Genomic DNA, 17,089 nt, shown 5'->3' with positions numbered 1-17,089 from the left:
ACCTTCCTTTCCTGTTGTTTTGTTGTTGTTTTTAACGTGGTCGAGTCCGTTACTTGGTCGGACAGCGATGAAGGTTTTTCTGTTCAGTAGTCTTTCTATTTGAGGGTAGAGAAGGGATTTATAGCTATAAATCGGGATTTATCAATTAAAAAGTAAGACTAATTGATCGAGGCGAAGCTTGCCAAGGCGTGAGCGTCTGCGTGGGTCGCCGCACTTTTATGGTTTTTGCCGCTCTATCCATGGCCAGAAAGCGGCAACCCCGACCGCTTTCCCCATGTCCAGACCGAGATTCGATGGCCGGTGTTTTAAATCCCGTAATGAGGTCGCCATGTCGCTGCGGCTTGCTGTTGGCGGGGCTGTTACTGCTGCTTTGCGGCGGGTGCAGCCACCAGCAAGGCCAGGACATGGTCACGCAGTTCAGCAACGCCAGGCCCCAAGAGTTTTTGCAGACCAGCGTCGACCGCATGGCCACGCTCTCGATGCATGACAACCTGCAAAGTCTTTATTTGCTCATGCACAAGCTTTACCTGCGTAACCCCGAAGAGTTGCGCAAGTCAGGCTTTCTCGACGCCCGCACGGCCGTGAAGCAGGTTCGCCAAGCCATCGAACAGCAGCAGCCCTTGCCGGCCTTGGGCAACAAAAAAGACCTGGCCGCCCTGAGCTATGCCATGAGCCCGGAATTTCTTGGCGATCGTGTCGGCGCGTTCATCTATGCCATTGGCAGCATGCTGGTGACGGCCCATGGCAACCGCCTCGAGTTCTACATGACCGACACCATCGATCCGCGCTTCGTCAGCAACGCCGCGCGCAATATCGAGAAAGCCACGTGGCTGCTCGGTCAGCGACAGAACAAGGACGGCACGCCGATGCTGTTTTCCAATGAGATTTCGGAGGAGGGCAGCAACCTGAGTTTCGCTGTCGAGTTCGGCAAGATCGTCGCGCGCCTCGACCTGCTGACGCAGATGCTCGATGAGCGTTACCGGCGCATCGGGTTGAACTACGCCCAGAGCCTGTTGTTCCTCAATTTCCTGCCGGTCCAGTAACGATCGCAAAAAAGGAATAAACATAGATCACATCGATATAGGGAGTTATAAGAAAAATCGCTATGCTCGCGGCCAGATTTTTCATGCGGTTGCGCTGAGACGGGTTGATGGATTTCGGTAATGTCGGTTTAGTCGTAGCGGGCCTGGTGGTCGGTTTCATCGTCGGAATGACCGGTGTCGGGGGCGGATCGCTGATGACCCCCATTCTTTTATGGTTCGGTATCAACCCCGCAACGGCGGTGGGTACGGACCTGCTGTACGCGGCCATTACCAAATCCGGCGGCGTGCTGGTCCATGCGAAAAATCGCAATATCGATTGGGCCGTCACTGGTTGGCTGACTTTGGGCAGCGTGCCGGCGGTGGGGCTGACGCTGTGGTTTCTCAACAGCCTGCACAGCTCGCCTGACGCCATGAACGCGGTCATCAAGCAAGCCCTCGGCTTCGTGCTGTTTGCCACTGCCCTCGCGATTCTGTTCAAGAAACGCCTTCTGCAATTCGCCCACGACCGCGCCGGCGGTCACTACAACCCCAGCGGCTCGCGGCTCAACGTACTGACGGTCATTACCGGCCTGGTGCTGGGCACGATGGTCGCCTTGACCTCCATCGGCGCTGGCGCCCTGGGCACTGTCGCGTTGTTCATCCTTTATCCGTTCCTGGCCACCAAGCGCCTGGTGGGAACCGAAATCGCCCATGCCGTGCCGCTGACCCTGGTGGCGGGCCTGGGCCATGCGAGCATGGGCAACATGGACTGGCACATCCTGGGCTTCCTGCTGATCGGTTCGTTGCCGGGCATCTACTTGGGCAGCCATTTGTCGGGACGTATTTCCGATGAACTCCTGCGCCCTTGCCTGGCGGTGATGCTGGCGATGATCGGCTTCAAACTGGCCTTCTGATTTGCTCGGAGTCATGGATGCCTAGCCGGAGTCATACCTGTAAACCAGGTACTGATGAGGCCACGATCCATGAACAGCCCAGCCAGAGATCTGCTGCAACGCCTGCGCCGTCGTCGCGCCGAACCGCGCACCGACATCGCCGATATCCTGCGTCACCACGCCGAACCACTGCCGGCCGAGGACAGCCCGGCGTTTGGCGAGATGTTCGATCGCTTCGCCGATGCCAAGGTCGTGTTGATCGGTGAAGCGAGCCATGGCACCCACGACTTCTATCGCACCCGTGCCGCCATTACCCGGCACCTGATCCAGCACCACGGCTTCGGCATTATCGCCGTCGAAGCCGACTGGCCCGACGCCGGGCAAATCGACCGCTGTGTTCGCCACCTCGGGCCCTCGGCCTGGAAACAACAGGCCTTCGCACGGTTTCCGAGCTGGATGTGGCGCAACACGGAGGTGCAGTCCTTCGTCCGCTGGCTGCGCGATTACAACCTCGCTCAGCCTGACGCCCGGCGCGTGGAATTTCGCGGCCTGGATGTCTACAGCCTGCGGCACTCCATCGATGAGGTGCTCGGCTACCTCGACCAGTCATATCCTCACTTGGCCCGTGATGCCCGGCACCGTTATGGCTGCCTGACACCCTGGCACGACGACCCGGCGCTGTATGGTCACTTCACCGAACGCGGCAACCTGGCGACCTGCGAGGATGCGGTGGTCGAGCAGCTCAACACCTTGCTTGCCGAGCGTCTCGATCCGCTGATCAAGGATGACGAAGGTTTTTTCAGCGCCATCCAGAACGCCCGGGTGGTGCGCGCCGCCGAGCAGTACTACCGCGCCATGTATCGCGGCGGCAAGTCCTCCTGGAACCAGCGGGACCGGCATATGTTCGACACCTTGCAAAGCCTGCTGGAACATCGCGGGCCCGAGGCGAAAGCGGTGGTCTGGGCGCATAACTCCCACATCGGCAATGCCGCCGCGACACGCATGGGCTGGGAAGGCGAGTTCAATATTGGACAGCTGTGTCGCATGGCGTATGGCCGCGACGCGGTGCTGCTGGGCATGGGCACTGACCGTGGCAGCGTGGCGGCCGCTGATGACTGGGACGCGCCGATGAAAATCAAGCAAGTGGTTCCGGCGTTGGTCGGCAGTTGGGAGCGGGAATTTTTGCAAGCAGGCGTGCGCGCATCGCTGACCGACTGGCGAACGGCACCTGACGAAGCGCTGCTGGACGCGTTGTCCGAGCCGTTGCTCGAACGCGCCATCGGCGTGATCTACCGACCTGAAACCGAACGCCAGAGCCATTATTTCGAAGCGGTACTGGCCGAGCAGTTCGACGCCTGGCTCTGGTTCGAGCAGACCGAAGCGGTCACGCCGTTGCCAACGCCGCACACGCAGGAGCATGAAGAGGACACGTTCCCGTTCGGCCTCTGAACGCGCTGTATCGCGGTTGCGCTATGGGGCCGCTGGCCTAAGCTTCAAGGCAGGCCTATGTGGTAACGGGCGACTCTCGCGGAACAATCGCCGCCATGTGCAATCAGTACAGCGTAAATATCAAAAGGAGAGGCGCATGCTTATTCGGTCGTTGACCTTCGCTACCTTGCTGGCCTTCGTTGGGCCCCTGTTCGCCGCCGATGGCGACTCACCCCTGGTGGCGGAGGTGGGCAAGACCCGCCCCTTGATCGTCATCGCGCCCAGCACCGTCGACCCCGCCTGGGTCAGCTTGAAAAAAGCCCTGGATGAACCGGCGGGCAAGCAGGGCTTCTCCGAGCGCAACATGGTGCTCTACACCGTGCTCAACACCATCGGCCAACGGGATGGCAAAGACCTCGACCCGCAAAGCACCATGGCGCTGATCCGCTCCCTCAAGCTGGGAGCCGGTGCGCAGACCAAGATCATCCTGGTGGGCAAGGACGGGGAGAAGAAGCTTGAGCATTCAGGCGCGATCGAGCTGAAGGAGCTGTTCGACACGGTCGACAAACTGCCCGCCGCTGAAAAAGAAGCGGCAGCGCCAACTCCGCCACCCGCACCAGAACCGGCACCGACCAAGGATACGAAAGGTGCCAAGCCGGGCAAGGCGGCCAAGCCGGCGGCAGCGCCGCAGCCATTGGATGATTGAACTCCAACAGCACCGAGGTTCCGTGGCGAGGGAGCTTGCTCCCTCGCCACAAAAAGCGGACCTCATTGCTGTTCCAATGCCATCAGGATTTTGTGTGCGGCCTTCACCCGCTCTTCAATCGGGTAGTTTTTGTTCGCCAACATCACGATCCCCAGGTCCTTTCCCGATACGAACGCCGCATACGCGCCGAAACCATTGGTAGACCCGGTCTTGTTGATCCAGGCGCCGCCCGGGGCTGGCTGCGGCGGGGTGAGCGGTTCGGTCTTTTGTGGGGTCAGGGCCATTTGCGGCGTGTTGCCGGCGAGCAGGTCATTCACGGTGAATGGCGCAAGGTAGAACTCCCAGCCGAGTCCCTGATTCATTCCACCGACCTTGTAGAAACCTGTGTGGGTCGTGGTGATCGCTTGTTTCAAAACCTCGTCCAGCTTTTCGGGCCGCAGGTTGGCCTCGACGAAACGAATCAGGTCCGCTGAGCTGGTCTTCACCCCATACGCCTCGGAATCCAAGGCGCCAGGTCCGACTCGCACGGGCTTGCCATCCTTTGCATATCCCTGGGCGTATCGGCTCGATTGCTCCTGCGGCACCCGTACGTAACTGTGCTTGAGGCCCAGCCCCGGCATCAGCGTCTTTTCCATCAGATCATCAAAAGGTTGACCCAGTGCGCGGGCCGCCAGATGGCCAAACAGGCCGATGCTCGGGTTGGAATAGAGCCGTTGGGTGCCGGCCGGGTAGAGCGGTTTCCAGGAAGCGTAGTAACCGAACATCCGCTCGGGATAGTCTGCATCGTCGGGAAACTGCAAAGGTAGGCCGCCCGCCGTGTAGGTCGCGAGATCCAGCAGGCGGGTGTTTGCCAGCGCTGCTCCGTTCAGTTCGGGGGCGTAGCGGCCGGCGGGGTCTGACAATTGCAGCTTGCCCCGGGCCTGGGCGTAGGCGCCGAGCGTTGCGGTGAAGGTCTTGCTGATCGAGCCGATTTCGAACAGGGTCTGGTCGGTGACAGGCTTTTTCGTGTCCTTGGAGGCCACGCCATAATTGAAAAACTGGCGTTGGCCATTGCGGGTGATCGCCACCGCCATGCCCGCGATGTCCTGTTGTTTCATCAGCGGCTGGATAACGCCGTTGACCGTGTCTTCAATACGCTCCTGGGCGAAGCCAGGGGAAGTTCCGAGGATCAGGAAAAAGCTCCCGGCGAGTATCGATTTGGCAATATGCATCGTAAAGCGCTCTCGTTGCCTTCCTTGAGGGGCGGTCAATCTAGGGCGTTTTTGGCTGCCCGGCAATCCGAAGCCATCGGACCGAGGTGCGTTTGCGAGCCGTCCGGCAGAGCGGTGGGAACATTCCTATAAAACGACTGATGGCCAGAAGCGACCGGACCTCAAGCCAAACCACACAAAGCGGCAGTCGCCGGGTAAACTCGCGGCTCTTTCTGAAGGAGTTCACATGAGTTACTACCAGCCCGGCATTCTCGCCACCCCTGTTCCGCCTCAGGCTCGTCATTTGTTTTTTGCCCTGGAATCGGTCGAGGCGCTGCCGGCTGCGATCGATAAGTTGTTGCTGCAATTGGATGGCCGCGCGGTCGTCGGTTTCGGTGAGTCGCTGGTGCAGGCCTTGGGCGCCCAGGTTGAAGGCTTGCGGGCGTTTCCTGCGTTGGCCGGGGCCGGCGTGGATAACCCGTCGACCCAGCATTCACTGTGGTGCTGGTTGCACGGCGAGGACCGGGGCGAGTTGATGCACCGCAGTCGCGCCCTTGAAGCGGCGCTGGCACCGGCCCTGCGCCTGGTGCAGATGAACGAGACCTTCCGCCACATGACCGGCCATGACCTGACCGGCTACGAAGATGGCACCGAAAACCCCCACGATGAAGCGGCGGTCGCCGCCGCCCTGGCCCAGGGCACCGATGGATTGCGCGGCGGCAGCTTCGCCGCGATCCAGCAATGGCAACACGATCTGGACGGGTTTGCCGCGATGCAACCCCACGAGCGCGACAACATCATGGGTCGGCGCCTGAGCGACAACGAGGAAATCGAAGAGGCGCCGGAGTCGGCCCACGTCAAGCGCACCGCCCAGGAGAGCTTTGCCCCGGAGGCCTTCGTCGTGCGCCGTTCCATGCCGTGGATCGAAGGTGATCGTGCTGGCCTGATGTTCCTGGCGTTCGGCTTCTCCCTGGATGCGTTCGAGGCGCAACTGCGCCGCATGAGCGGCCTCGAGGACGGCATCACCGATGGCTTGTACCGCATGAGCCGACCGATCACCGGTGGTTATTACTGGTGCCCACCGCTGCTGGACGGGCGCCTGGACCTGCGCGCACTGGCCCGCTAGGGAGCAGCGCCGCCCCGGTAAGCGGGCCGCGTTGTGCAAATCGTCGGGTCAACGCTATTCTTGGGCCCGACGTGTTTGCGTGGAACGGGAGAGCAAGCGTGGATAAAGTCATCGTCATCACCGGTGGCGGGCGCGGGATCGGGGCGGCTACGGCGCTGTTGGCGGCCGACCTGGGCTATCGGATCTGCATCAATTACCAATCCGATGAAAACGCTGCCCAGGATGTCCTTGAACAGGTCCGGGCCAAGGGCGCGCAAGCCATCGCGGTGCGGGCCGATGTGAGCATCGAGGATGAAGTGGTCGGCCTGTTCAACCGTGTTGACGCCGAATTGGGGCGTGTCACCGCCCTGGTGAATAACGCCGGTACGGTCGCCCAAAAGTCCCGCCTCGATGAAATGTCCGAATTCCGCATCCTGAAAATCCTCAAAACCAACGTGCTGGGCCCGATCCTGTGTGCCAAGCATGCGGTGCTGCGCATGTCGCCCCGGCATGGCGGGCAGGGTGGCAGCATCGTCAACGTCTCGTCGATGGCTGCCCGCCTGGGCGCGCCGGCGGAGTATGTCGACTACGCGGCCTCGAAAGGCGCGCTGGATACTTTCACCGTGGGTCTGTCCAAGGAAGTGGCCGGCGAAGGCATTCGCGTCAACGCGGTACGCCCAGGCTACATCTACACCGATTTCCATGCTCTGAGCGGCGATCCGGACCGGGTCAGCAAGCTGGAGTCGGCGATTCCCATGGCCCGGGGCGGACGTCCCGATGAAGTGGCCGAAGCGATTATCTGGCTGCTGTCGGACAAGGCGTCGTATGCGACCGGGACGTTTGTCGACCTTGGGGGTGGGCGCTGAGAACTGGGCGGTCTGCCCTGGCCTCATCGCGAGCAAGCTCGCTCCCACAGGGATTGCGTTCCAAATGTGGGAGCGAGCTTGCTCGCGATGACGGTAGTGCTGGCAAACCAAATATTAGAACGACCGAATAATCCGCCCCAACGTCTCCATGGCCTTCTCCGAGACCTCGGTCCAAGGCCCGCCATAGTTCAGCCGAATGCAATTCCTGAAGCGCCGGGTCGGTGAAAAGATCGGCCCGGGGGCGATGCTGATGCCTTGGGCCAGCGCCATCTGGAACAACTTCAGCGAGTCGATCTGTTCCGGCAACTCCAGCCAGAGGAAGTAGCCGCCCGCCGGCTGGCTGACGCGGGTCTGGGCCGGGAAGTAACGGCCGATGGCCGCGAGCATCGCGCTTTGCTGTTCTTCCAGGGCATAGCGCAACTTGCGCAGGTGTCGGTCGTAGCCACCGTGTTGCAAGTAATCGGCAATGGCCGCCTGGGCCGGCATCGAGGCGCACAGGGACGTCATGAGCTTGAGTCGTTCAATCTTCTGGGCGTAACGCCCGGCGGCGACCCAGCCAATGCGATAACCCGGGGCCAGGCTCTTGGCGAACGAACCGCAATGCATCACCAGTCCTTCGGTATCGAACGCCTTGGCCGGTTTGGGTGCCTGTTGGCCGTAATAGAGTTCGGCATAGACGTCGTCCTCGATCAACGGCACCTGGTGTCGGCGCAACAACTCGACCAGTGCCTGTTTCCGGGCTTCGGGCATGGTCGCGCCCATGGGGTTCTGGAAGCTGGTCATGCACCAGCACGCCTTGATCGGATGGCGCGCCAGCGTCTGCTCCAGCACGTCGAGGTCGATGCCGTCACGTGGATGCACGGGAATTTCCACGGCCTTGAGTTTCAGCCGCTCCAGCACTTGCAGGCTGGCGTAGAACGCCGGGGCTTCGATCGCCACCAGGTCGCCCGGCTCGGTCACGGCTTGCAGGCACAGATTCAAGGCTTCCAGGGCGCCGTTGGTGACCAGCAATTCCTCCATGGGCAACATCAGCCCGCCGACCATGTAGCGCAAGGCAATCTGCCGGCGCAGTTGCGGATTGCCCGGTGACATGTCGGTGACCACCATGCGCGGGTCCATGTCCCGGGTGGCGCTGGCCAGCGAACGGGACAGTCGTTGCAACGGAAACAGCGTGGGGCTGGGGAAGGCCGAGCCGAATGGCACGGTGGCGGGATCCTTGATCGAGTCGAGCACCGAGAACACCAGTTCGCTGACGTCGACTTCGGTGGATTCATGCACCTGGGTGCTTATGACCGGTTCGCAGAACGGGCTCGGCGCATGATTGTTGACGAAGTAACCGGAACGCGGCCGCGCCCGGATCATGCCGCGTCGCTCGAGCAGGTAATAGGCCTGGAATACGGTGGATGGGCTGACGCCGTAAGTCTGGCTGGCGAAGCGCACCGACGGCACGCGCTGGCCGGGCCCGAGCATGCCGGAGCGGATCAGTTCAGCGATGTCATCGGCGAATTTTTCGTAGCGTTTCATGGCGGGGCCCAGTCTTGAGTGACATTTGCGGCACTTAACTATTTGTGGCACTTAACTGTGGGAGCGAGCTTGCTCGCGATAGCGGTGGTTCAGTTTGCATTCATATTGGATGTACCACCGCCAATCGCGAGCAAGCTCGCTCCACAGGGTGCCCGGCATCTTACGGGTTCACCGATTCATCGGTGCGACAAAACGGCTTTTTGCTTCGCTGTAGATATCAGGCTCGTCACTGTCGGCAACCTTGAAGGTCATTTCCTGGGAACCACTCCGGGGCCGTTCGCTGAGCATCGCCACCGATACCGGCACGTCGATGATTTCTCCCGGCGCCAGGCTCAGTTGCGTCTTGCCCTGCAGGACGAAGCCGTCAGCGTCCACCAGGGATAATTGATAGGCCTGGCGTTGCTGGGTCTTGTTGATGATCTTCAGGCTGTAGATATTCTCGATCTGGCCTTGGCTGTTTTCACGGAACAGGCCACGGTCCTTGCTCACGTCCAGCGACACCATGGGCCGCTGCACCAGCGCCACGGCCAGCGCACCGATCATCACCAGCAGCACGGCGGTATAGCCAATCAGGCGTGGCCGCAAAAGGTGAGTCTTGCCGCCTTGCAACTGGCGTTCGGAGGTGTATTTGATCAAGCCGCGGGCGTAGCCCATCTTGTCCATGATCGAGTCGCAGGCGTCGATGCATGCCGCACAACCGATGCACTCCATTTGCAAGCCATCGCGGATATCGATGCCGGTGGGGCAGACTTGCACGCACATCTGGCAATCGATGCAGTCACCCAGGCCAATTTCGGCGGGATTCACCTCGCGTTTGCGCGGCCCGCGAATTTCGCCACGGGCTACGTCGTAGGAGATGGTCAAGGTGTCCTTGTCGAACATCACGCTCTGGAATCGCGCATAAGGGCACATGTGCATGCACACCGCTTCACGCAACCAGCCGGCATTGAGGTAGGTGGCCCCGGTGAAAAACAGCACCCAGAACAGGCTGACGCCGCCGATTTGCAGGGTCAGCAGTTCCTCGGCCAGCGGACGGATCGGCGTGAAATAGCCCACGAATGTCAGGCCGGTGAGCAGGCTGATGACGAGCCACAACGTGTGCTTGGCCGAGCGCCGCAATAGTTTGTCCAAGCCCCACGGCGCGGCCTGCAGCTTGATTCGCTGGTTGCGTTCACCTTCGGTGATTTTTTCGACCCACATGAAGATCCAGGTCCACGAGCTCTGCGGGCAGGTGTAGCCGCACCACACGCGCCCGGCGAACACGGTGATCGCAAACAGGCCGAACGCGGCGATGATCAGTAGCGCCGACAGCAGGATGAAATCCTGGGGCCAGAAGGTCGCGCCAAAAATGTGGAATTTGCTTTCGGAAAGGTCCCAGAGTACCGCTTGGCGATCACCCCAGTTCAGCCACACCGTGCCGAAGAACAGCAGGAACAGGACGCCCGCACCGCTGATGCGCAAGGTGCGGAACAAACCGGTGAAGCTGCGGGTGTGGATCAGGTTGTCGGTGGTCCTGGATTTTATCTTTGTGGGTGTGGGGTCGAAGGTCTGAATCAACTGGACGGGGATTCTGTCGCTCATGGTCGGTCGCTCATCAGCCGCTATCTGGCCGGGGCACTATGACCATCGAACTGATTGCATAACAGACTCAGGTGGCTTGATAAAAACCGGATCAGATGGTGCGGAGGCCTTGTTCTGCGACACTTTGAAGCACTTGGGGCTTTGTGCTTGGGATGGCGTGTATATCCGTTTCTGCGGTCACGGCGGCTGGCGGTTCCGCTCTTACACCGGGGGGCAAGAGCAAGAGCGGGGCATCAGCCGGGATCTATTTAGCTGAACCACCGCTTTCGCGAGCAAGCCCACTCCTACATTGGATTTTCGCCAGCCATCCAATGCACATACGCCGCAAAACCCTGTGGGAGCGAGCTTGCTCGCGATGAGGCCAGTACACAAACATCACCGCAAACTGACACACCGCCTTCGCGAGCAAGCTCACTCCCACAGGAGATATGCGATACACCAGACACCAGGTCGGCCCGAAGGCCGGAGTGAAGGCATGCCGAGCCTTGGCGAGGCACCGAGTGGTGGGGCAAGGGCCCTTCGGTTACTTTCGACTGGGCCGGCTTCCGGGCTTTTCGAAAGTGACCCGCTATAAGAGCGGAACCATCAGTAGCCGTTACCGAAGAAACGGATATACACACCAATCCTAAACCTAGCAACAGCCTCAGTCAGATAACCGACCCCCCATCCGTCGCCTTCAAATTCTGCCGCCCATCAACCGCGCCAGCCACGGTCAGGGCATCGACCTCCGCTTCAGTCAGATAAACCCGCCCGCCATTGAGCTCCACGGCCGACATGGCCTTGTCCGGGTCGGTGATGATGGTCAGCTCGCTGGCCGGGCGTTGTTCCGAGCCGTTGGGCGTGTCGAAATGACAGGTCCGGTTGTCGTCGATACGTACGGTCATGGTAATGCTCCTTCCTGTATGCCTGAACGTTAGGCGCCACTCGATCCGCAGGGTTCTTCGCGGCTGATCAGCGGTCGCACGTCTCGCATCGCTCGCGGTCCATCGTTTATCGAGCGAAGAGAGGACGTTACATGGAAGCGTGGTGGCATGAAGTCTGGGTGACTCTGCAAGCGGAATTCGCCGACATCACCGACGCCCAGCAAATGACCCGGGTGACGGTGCGCCTGGTGATGGCTGCACTGTTGGGGGGCATCCTGGGGTTCGAGCGTGAGCACAAGGGCAAGGCCGCCGGTGTGCGTACCCATATGCTGGTGGCGCTGGGCGCCGCGCTGTTCGTGCTGGTGCCGCAGATGTCCGGGTCACAGGCTGACGCGATGAGTCGGGTGATACAGGGCGTGGTGGCCGGCATCGGTTTCCTCGGCGCCGGCACCATCTTGAAGAATACCGATGGCGATATGAGCCACGTAAAGGGACTGACCACCGCTGCCGGCCTGTGGATGACCGCTGCCATCGGCGTCGCCGCCGGGCTCGGTCGGGAGGCGACGGCGGTGCTCAGCACGGTGCTGGCGCTGGGGATTTTCAGTGTGATGCCGGTGATTGTCCGGGCGTTGGAGAAGGAGGATAAAGCTTGACATCAGTCAGTTAAAATTCATGAGTGCTCTGAATAGTCAAAATCCGTGGCGGCCTGGATGAATGCATCATCTAGTGTTTCGGTATTATATCTGTTCATGAACGCGGCGCCGTTATCAAAACGTTGGAACCGACGCTGGCTTATCATGTAAAAAAGGTCGCAATTATTTACAATTTCCTCTACTTGGTGAGATGAAACTAATATTGTGGTTCCCTCCCTGACCGCGCCCCGAAGACATCTCCAAATATAGTGCCGGAATTCTGGATCGACGCCAGCGGTGGGCTCATCCAGGATTACAAGATCGGATGGAATGCACAGCAACGTAAGGGCGAAAAACCAGCGAGTCTCTCCATAGCTGCATAGAGAGGACTTTTTATTCCATATTTCTTTATAGCGATTAACAATTTCGGGGCTCCATCTAGATAGTCTTTCCAGCGCTTTTGTTTGGCTGATAGGGTGATCGGATGAGAGGGTTGTTACCATTTTAAAAATATCGCGCATGCGGAGTGCAGGAGGTGTAGTGATTATTTGTGAAAGGTATAAGGTTTTTTTGAATGTATTCTCTATGGTGCCGTGTTTTATTTTTTTTAATTTGCAGATTATATCAAAGAGGCTGGTTTTTCCGGATCCGTTTGGGCCAAGTAAGCCGACGATTGAACCTCGTTGTATTTCCAGGTGTGCCTTGGATAGAATAAGTTTTTCGTCATAGGAAAGCTCGATGTTGTCGATGACTAAATAGCTCATTAATAGCGACTCCATACTGGATTGATTCTAAGGTGGTTTTTTGTGAGTTTGTAGGAGAGCCCGAAAGCCAAAATAATCAGTAACGAGCTGTATGGATTGCGCAGCCCGCCCTCAGTCATTATGCGATAGGCAAGTGCTAAAGGGTTGCCGATATTCATAATGCTAGTAATTTTATCGGTGTCGTTCGCTCCCATCATTCCCAGAACCAACATGCAGAAAGAGAGTATAGAGAAGGTGGTGTTTGAGTTCTGGAAATCAATAGGGAGTAATGTGAGTAGCAGGCCTATCACGCAAAATAACATGAAAGATAAATAGAATCGTGTGACGATGATTATGAGCTCATAGAACTCATAATCGCCAAAGGCTGGGCGTGTAATGAGATAAAATACTGTACAGTAAAGGATCGAGATAAGGGAGTAGGCTAGCAGGTGTGATCGAAGGAATAGGCTTTTAGCTTGTGCTGAGTAAATGAAGGATCTAATAAATCCGCTTTCCCTTCGGCCCACTATATAAAAAGAGAATCCGAACAGCGCAACACTGGAGGAAATATAAGCATAAAACCAGCTGGTCGTAAGGGTGTAGTCGCCCGTGAAGTAATTAAGATCCTGTCTTGTTGCAGCGAGCAAATAGAAGAGCGCGCAGGGCGATACCATGATCCAAAAAAACGCTATAGGTTCTTTTAGTTGTTCTTTGACGAAAAGTTGAGAAAGTATAAGTGTCCGGATGTGCATGGCGTTATCTCCTAAGGGAATGGAACCATTTTTTCTTTTCGGGATGGATCGATAATGTCAGAGAATCTTGAAGAGTAATTGTTGCTAATGTTTATATTTTTTGAATTGTCCATGTGCATAAATAATGAGGGGGATATGAATTTGCAACCTATATATGAACGGTTTTCTATTTGGATGGGGGCTGTGTAGAGGTAACCTTCTATGTTTTGGTCGGCTAGGGTTTGCAGTAGGCCGCTAAGATTAAAGGGATGAGGATTTATTTGTGCGCTTTGCGCTTTCCAGACTGAGCCCGAGGAGGTTATCTCTGTAAAGGTTTGATAATTGTTGCATTGCATGAAATGTCGTAGATAGGAGTCGTGTATATGATCGATACCTATGTTGAGTTCAGCAAGCAGATGCATGTATCTGAACGTTTGCCATAACTCATAGAGGGATTTCTCTATCGCCTGCGCCTTCGTTTCTGCGTACGACATACCTGTGCAGTACCTGACATTTTTATTCGGGTTGCTGTTTCCGTAAATGCTGATAATGCATGCGCCAGGGAAGCTGTCGTCGGAGATGTCGATTAGAGATAGTTCTCCTCGTGCTAATAATATATTGTATAGCTTGAGTGAAGTGCTGTTCTTGGTCTCTGCTATTACTTCAAGGGGGTTTAGTATTCTTCGGTATTTTTTTGTTAGCCAGAATCGAAGGAGAAACTGGCGTTCAAGTGTCTCCTTCACTGCGCCAAGAAGCGCGCTTTCATAGTTGCTGTGAAAACTGCAACCGCAGGTATCGCGGCTAGGGTAGATGTCATTGTCTCTATCATTGCCGTAGTAACTTAGCGAAATGCAGATTGTAGGAATTTTACATGCGGAGCAGTCAGAAATTCGAATAGCATCGCTCATGTTGAAAACATGGTTCGATAAGGCCGGCGTGGTGTTTCTTTTGGTGCGAGTTTGACCAAATGCCTTAATAAATTTTCTGGCTTCAACGGTGCCCACAGCTCTTTCAAGTGTCATGGTGGTATTGGAATTTACTTCAAGATAGAAGTGGCGTCGTTCAAAGTATTCGCCGATTGCGGTTGTTAAAGCGGCGGATGCGCCACCGATTCCTGAGCCGACAGTTAGCCAGTCGTCACTGACTTCGACACTAAAAGGAAAGTCGAAAATGCAGGGTGGTTGGTACCAAAGTTTCGTAGGGTAGGTTGGATTCTGGCTGTCATTGTTAATATTCATTATTTACCTATGAGATGGACGCAAGCGGGATAAAATAGCGTTGGGTTCAGACCGATGGATTTACACAGCATGTTGTCTGAGAAGCCTGACCACTGTCGGCTTTTAAGGTCTAATTTTTTACTGTGTAAGTCGACCAGCATGTACATTGATCCGGCTTCCATCATTGCCAGTCTGTATCCCCTGTAACGGTACTTAAATAGAATTTTTGGCATGTATATCACGTAAATTATTGCTAGGCTGGGAGTTCCAATTCCTTGCGCTAGCGGCAATATTGATTTTTTTAGCTTGTCCGTGTCGAAGTTATTTTGCACTACCTCAAATTTTTTCGAATTTGGAAGTAGGTGTAATATTTTGTCCCCGCTTGGCCAGTCGTTTTGAGTGTTTAATGAACAACAAAATACCTCCACGGGGTAGAGCGCCCCAGCACTAGGGTATCCGCGGTTGTGGGCGGTCGAGTTTCTACTAGTAAGAGGGCTCAAGAGCTCTAGCACTTTGTCAAAAGGCGTGGCAGCATCTTTGAAGTAATTACAGGAAGGGTTTCTGTGGAGTGGGCTGGTCTCGTCGAAAGAGCCAATCTCTATATCGTTAAGTGTGATGTCTAAATCTGGATAAAGTTGAAGTTCATTGCCGGTTAGGTTGCGGAGGTCCTGAACTGATAAATGGTGAAGCTGTGCGATGTTTTTTACGGAGTCATGAATAATAAAGTTGCCCTTGGTGTGGAAGTTTAATACCTCGTCGACGACCTCCGCATGGTTGAACTTTAAATAGTAATCATGAGGGATATTTTTCATGTCAGGTCCTCAAGCAATCGCAAGAGTGCCAATGTGAGACAATTTCTTCGGTAAGGGTCCCGGTGTCCAAATCGACAGAGGTCGTACTGACGGCATTGTCTTGGAAACGTCGGCCTACGTCGTACTCCGTGTGGAGGCTGATTTTACGTAAGATGGCGCCTGCAGCTAGGTTTCGCTGCAGTAAGTTAAGCTGCTGGGAAGGAGACGCGATATTTTGATCGTGGCAGAATCTCATTAACGCGGTCCAGCTGTTACGTGAAGGGTTACGTTGTTCGTAATTTAATTGACGGTCGATAATGCAGAAATGACATGGATTGCCCAGCTCATTTATATAGGGTTGCCCAACATGAAATATCTTGCCAGTCAGATAACTTACGGAGATTGCACTGGCTGGAGCTAGGCGAAGCAGCTTGAAGTATAAATTTTTGATTCTCGAGTAATCATATTGCATGTTAATAATTTTGATGAATTTAGCGCCGTTTTTTGATTCCTCGATTAATGCATTGTCGTTGTAGAAAAACGCGTGCTCGGCGTTTAGCTCTTGACTGGCTATTGCCTCCAGCTCACCCTTTACTGGCCAGTCGTGAAGAATTATTGTTTTTTCGTAGTATGGATTGTCTGGTGCGGCTTTTAGGTTTATAACGCTTTCTAAGAAGTGCTTGGTGTTTTTTGTTGGTAGTTTGTTGTTTGTGAATATCTGATTAAGTTCGTCAGTGTCTATTGATTTTTTTCCTGTGGCTTTGAGTTCGATTAAGGCTGCGTGTAATCTTTTTGAGGTTATTTTTGTGGCGCCGCAGTCGGATATCAGTAAGGTGTTGTTTTGAAGGCGAAGCAGGTTATAGTCTATGAAGGTCAGCTGCATTTTCTGTCCTCAAGGTTCCTCCACGTAATGGAAGGAACCTTTTCCTCTTAATAATATTTTAAAGAGTGCGCTTGTTTTTTAAATCTCACATCCCTCTTGAACCACCCGTGCCGCCGCCGCCAGTGCCGCCAGCTCCGCCACAGCCTCCATTACCACCACCGCTGCCGCCACTACATCCACCGCCACCACCACACCCGCCACTTCCACCACAACCTCCCGCACCCCCTGAGCCTCCGGCAACTTCAGGATTTGTTCCCGATTTAAAGTTGTTGTCGAAGTTGAAGATAAGTTGGCCTAGCGGGTTTCTTAAGCTTGTTTTCATTTTGGTTCTCCATAAGTAGTGCGCCACGTTTTTTCGTGACAGTTCATATGTAGAGCTATATGTGTGACAGCGCAAGAGCTTGATTTTTGTTCGCAAGAATTATCTCTCACAGTCCTAGGAAATGTCTGTCAAAAGAATGTAGGTATAGCGGGATGGGGAGGGCGCGGTTGATCAATCGTTTTTTTCTTATAAATAATAAAAAATAGAGGCCAAACAGCTGGTTAGCTGGTGACGGAATAGTTAGGTTCAATAAAAAGGATGTTTATAGATATAGGACGGTTCTTACCGGTTATTTCCCATGCCAGTAATGTTCTGTTACTAAGTTCTGGCGGCAAACTGTGGAGCTAGGCTCGGTTCACCGCCCGGTTCCGCATCTATCCTTAAAATCAAACCCGCTCCGGCGGCGCCTCGCTCGGTGGATCGCCATGGGGCGGCTGAGGATCCAGTGGCGGGTCTTTTTCCGGAATCGGCTCAGGATCGGGGCTGGGTGGCGGCAGGTTGGGGTCGTCGATGTTCGGATCGGGTGTTTCGGCCGGGATGGGAATGTTCATCGGGTCGGGCCTCCGGGACGCAAGTGGCTTGAGTCGTGCTT

Annotated in this window: 18 protein-coding genes; 7 read left to right on the top strand and 11 right to left on the bottom strand. The window is 56.0% G+C overall.

From position 1 onward, the window contains the following. The first annotated feature begins 293 nt into the window (after positions 1-293). From FHK92_RS03170 to FHK92_RS03155, 4 genes are all read left to right on the top strand, one after another. Positions 294-1,043 carry a hypothetical protein gene (locus FHK92_RS03170; protein ID WP_181286787.1) on the top strand — a complete coding sequence of 250 codons (750 nt, stop codon included), beginning with the start codon at positions 294-296 and terminating at the stop codon, positions 1,041-1,043. A gap of 107 nt (positions 1,044-1,150) precedes the next feature. Then, entirely contained in the window at positions 1,151-1,936 is a 786-nt protein-coding gene (locus FHK92_RS03165; RefSeq protein ID WP_181286786.1) for a sulfite exporter TauE/SafE family protein, read from the top strand. Positions 1,937-2,005: 69 nt separating this feature from the next. Continuing rightward, positions 2,006-3,364: an erythromycin esterase family protein gene (locus tag FHK92_RS03160; protein ID WP_181286785.1), complete on the top strand. Its 1,359-nt coding sequence runs from the start codon at positions 2,006-2,008 to the stop codon at positions 3,362-3,364. Positions 3,365-3,500: 136 nt separating this feature from the next. After that, positions 3,501-4,049: a DUF4174 domain-containing protein gene (locus tag FHK92_RS03155; RefSeq protein WP_181286784.1), complete on the top strand. Its 549-nt coding sequence runs from the start codon at positions 3,501-3,503 to the stop codon at positions 4,047-4,049. A 62-nt stretch (positions 4,050-4,111) separates the two neighbouring features. Here the strand turns inward: FHK92_RS03155 and ampC are convergent, their stop codons facing one another. Then, positions 4,112-5,260: a class C beta-lactamase gene (ampC, locus tag FHK92_RS03150; RefSeq protein WP_181286783.1), complete on the bottom strand. Its 1,149-nt coding sequence runs from the start codon at positions 5,258-5,260 to the stop codon at positions 4,112-4,114. Between the two features lie 226 nt (positions 5,261-5,486). Here ampC and FHK92_RS03145 point away from each other — a divergent pair, with 226 nt between their 5' ends. Then, complete coding sequence (locus FHK92_RS03145) at positions 5,487-6,365, top strand: Dyp-type peroxidase (RefSeq protein WP_181286782.1); 879 nt, start codon at positions 5,487-5,489, stop codon at positions 6,363-6,365. A gap of 98 nt (positions 6,366-6,463) precedes the next feature. After that, positions 6,464-7,210, top strand: coding sequence for an SDR family oxidoreductase (locus tag FHK92_RS03140; protein ID WP_181286781.1), 747 nt, complete (start codon positions 6,464-6,466; stop codon positions 7,208-7,210). 114 nt (positions 7,211-7,324) lie between these two features. Here the strand turns inward: FHK92_RS03140 and mapR are convergent, their stop codons facing one another. The 3 genes from mapR to FHK92_RS03125 form a co-directional block, all read right to left on the bottom strand. After that, positions 7,325-8,734: a GntR family transcriptional regulator MpaR gene (gene mapR / locus FHK92_RS03135; RefSeq protein WP_181286780.1), complete on the bottom strand. Its 1,410-nt coding sequence runs from the start codon at positions 8,732-8,734 to the stop codon at positions 7,325-7,327. 168 nt (positions 8,735-8,902) lie between these two features. After that, entirely contained in the window at positions 8,903-10,315 is a 1,413-nt protein-coding gene (gene ccoG, locus FHK92_RS03130; protein WP_181286779.1) for a cytochrome c oxidase accessory protein CcoG, read from the bottom strand. 647 nt (positions 10,316-10,962) lie between these two features. Continuing rightward, complete coding sequence (locus tag FHK92_RS03125) at positions 10,963-11,199, bottom strand: DUF3203 family protein (RefSeq protein WP_039589213.1); 237 nt, start codon at positions 11,197-11,199, stop codon at positions 10,963-10,965. A 131-nt stretch (positions 11,200-11,330) separates the two neighbouring features. Between FHK92_RS03125 and FHK92_RS03120 the strand changes: the two genes are divergently transcribed. Next, positions 11,331-11,831 carry an MgtC/SapB family protein gene (locus FHK92_RS03120; protein WP_181286778.1) on the top strand — a complete coding sequence of 167 codons (501 nt, stop codon included), beginning with the start codon at positions 11,331-11,333 and terminating at the stop codon, positions 11,829-11,831. Positions 11,832-11,848: 17 nt separating this feature from the next. On the opposite strand, the gene FHK92_RS03115 is transcribed toward FHK92_RS03120, so the two are convergent. From FHK92_RS03115 to FHK92_RS03085, 7 genes are all read right to left on the bottom strand, one after another. Then, a complete protein-coding gene (locus FHK92_RS03115; RefSeq protein ID WP_181286777.1) occupies positions 11,849-12,574 on the bottom strand; it encodes an ATP-binding cassette domain-containing protein in 726 nt (241 codons plus the stop codon). Then, positions 12,574-13,305: an ABC transporter permease gene (locus FHK92_RS03110; RefSeq protein WP_181286776.1), complete on the bottom strand. Its 732-nt coding sequence runs from the start codon at positions 13,303-13,305 to the stop codon at positions 12,574-12,576. Before FHK92_RS03110 ends, FHK92_RS03115 begins: the two co-directional genes overlap by 1 nt. Positions 13,306-13,316: 11 nt before the next feature. Continuing rightward, a complete protein-coding gene (locus tag FHK92_RS03105; RefSeq protein WP_181286775.1) occupies positions 13,317-14,522 on the bottom strand; it encodes a YcaO-like family protein in 1,206 nt (401 codons plus the stop codon). Next, complete coding sequence (locus FHK92_RS03100; RefSeq protein WP_181286774.1) at positions 14,522-15,313, bottom strand: SagB/ThcOx family dehydrogenase; 792 nt, start codon at positions 15,311-15,313, stop codon at positions 14,522-14,524. Before FHK92_RS03100 ends, FHK92_RS03105 begins: the two co-directional genes overlap by 1 nt. A gap of 1 nt (position 15,314) precedes the next feature. After that, the gene (locus tag FHK92_RS03095; RefSeq protein WP_181286773.1) at positions 15,315-16,175 is read right to left on the bottom strand and encodes an McbB family protein; all 861 of its coding nucleotides are present in this window, start codon (positions 16,173-16,175) and stop codon (positions 15,315-15,317) included. A gap of 78 nt (positions 16,176-16,253) precedes the next feature. Next, complete coding sequence (locus FHK92_RS03090) at positions 16,254-16,397, bottom strand: hypothetical protein (protein WP_181286772.1); 144 nt, start codon at positions 16,395-16,397, stop codon at positions 16,254-16,256. Between the two features lie 486 nt (positions 16,398-16,883). Beyond that, positions 16,884-17,089, bottom strand: a 206-nt coding sequence (locus FHK92_RS03085) for a hypothetical protein (RefSeq protein WP_219915945.1), incomplete at its 5' end; no start/stop codon positions are given.

It is taken from the genome of Pseudomonas brassicacearum subsp. neoaurantiaca, assembly GCF_013608025.1.
Classification (GTDB): domain Bacteria; phylum Pseudomonadota; class Gammaproteobacteria; order Pseudomonadales; family Pseudomonadaceae; genus Aquipseudomonas.
The sequence above is the reverse complement of the archived record's forward strand: the minus strand, read 5'-3'. Positions and strand labels throughout refer to the sequence as shown.

Excerpts from the sequence above, each read along its gene's own strand:
- FHK92_RS03145 (WP_181286782.1), top strand. The coding sequence starts at position 5,487 with ATGAGTTACTACCAGCCCGGCATTCTCGCCACCCCTGTTCCGCCTCAG.
- FHK92_RS03160 (WP_181286785.1), top strand. The coding sequence starts at position 2,006 with ATGAACAGCCCAGCCAGAGATCTGCTGCAACGCCTGCGCCGTCGTCGC.
- FHK92_RS03110 (WP_181286776.1), bottom strand. The coding sequence starts at position 13,305 with ATGCACATCCGGACACTTATACTTTCTCAACTTTTCGTCAAAGAACAA.
- FHK92_RS03115 (WP_181286777.1), bottom strand. The coding sequence starts at position 12,574 with ATGAGCTATTTAGTCATCGACAACATCGAGCTTTCCTATGACGAAAAA.
- FHK92_RS03155 (WP_181286784.1), top strand. The coding sequence starts at position 3,501 with ATGCTTATTCGGTCGTTGACCTTCGCTACCTTGCTGGCCTTCGTTGGG.
- FHK92_RS03125 (WP_039589213.1), bottom strand. The coding sequence starts at position 11,199 with ATGACCGTACGTATCGACGACAACCGGACCTGTCATTTCGACACGCCC.
- FHK92_RS03170 (WP_181286787.1), top strand. The coding sequence starts at position 294 with ATGGCCGGTGTTTTAAATCCCGTAATGAGGTCGCCATGTCGCTGCGGC.
- mapR (WP_181286780.1), bottom strand. The coding sequence starts at position 8,734 with ATGAAACGCTACGAAAAATTCGCCGATGACATCGCTGAACTGATCCGC.
- FHK92_RS03095 (WP_181286773.1), bottom strand. The coding sequence starts at position 16,175 with ATGCAGCTGACCTTCATAGACTATAACCTGCTTCGCCTTCAAAACAAC.
- FHK92_RS03100 (WP_181286774.1), bottom strand. The coding sequence starts at position 15,313 with ATGAAAAATATCCCTCATGATTACTATTTAAAGTTCAACCATGCGGAG.
- FHK92_RS03120 (WP_181286778.1), top strand. The coding sequence starts at position 11,331 with ATGGAAGCGTGGTGGCATGAAGTCTGGGTGACTCTGCAAGCGGAATTC.
- ccoG (WP_181286779.1), bottom strand. The coding sequence starts at position 10,315 with ATGAGCGACAGAATCCCCGTCCAGTTGATTCAGACCTTCGACCCCACA.
- FHK92_RS03165 (WP_181286786.1), top strand. The coding sequence starts at position 1,151 with ATGGATTTCGGTAATGTCGGTTTAGTCGTAGCGGGCCTGGTGGTCGGT.
- FHK92_RS03105 (WP_181286775.1), bottom strand. The coding sequence starts at position 14,522 with ATGAATATTAACAATGACAGCCAGAATCCAACCTACCCTACGAAACTT.
- ampC (WP_181286783.1), bottom strand. The coding sequence starts at position 5,260 with ATGCATATTGCCAAATCGATACTCGCCGGGAGCTTTTTCCTGATCCTC.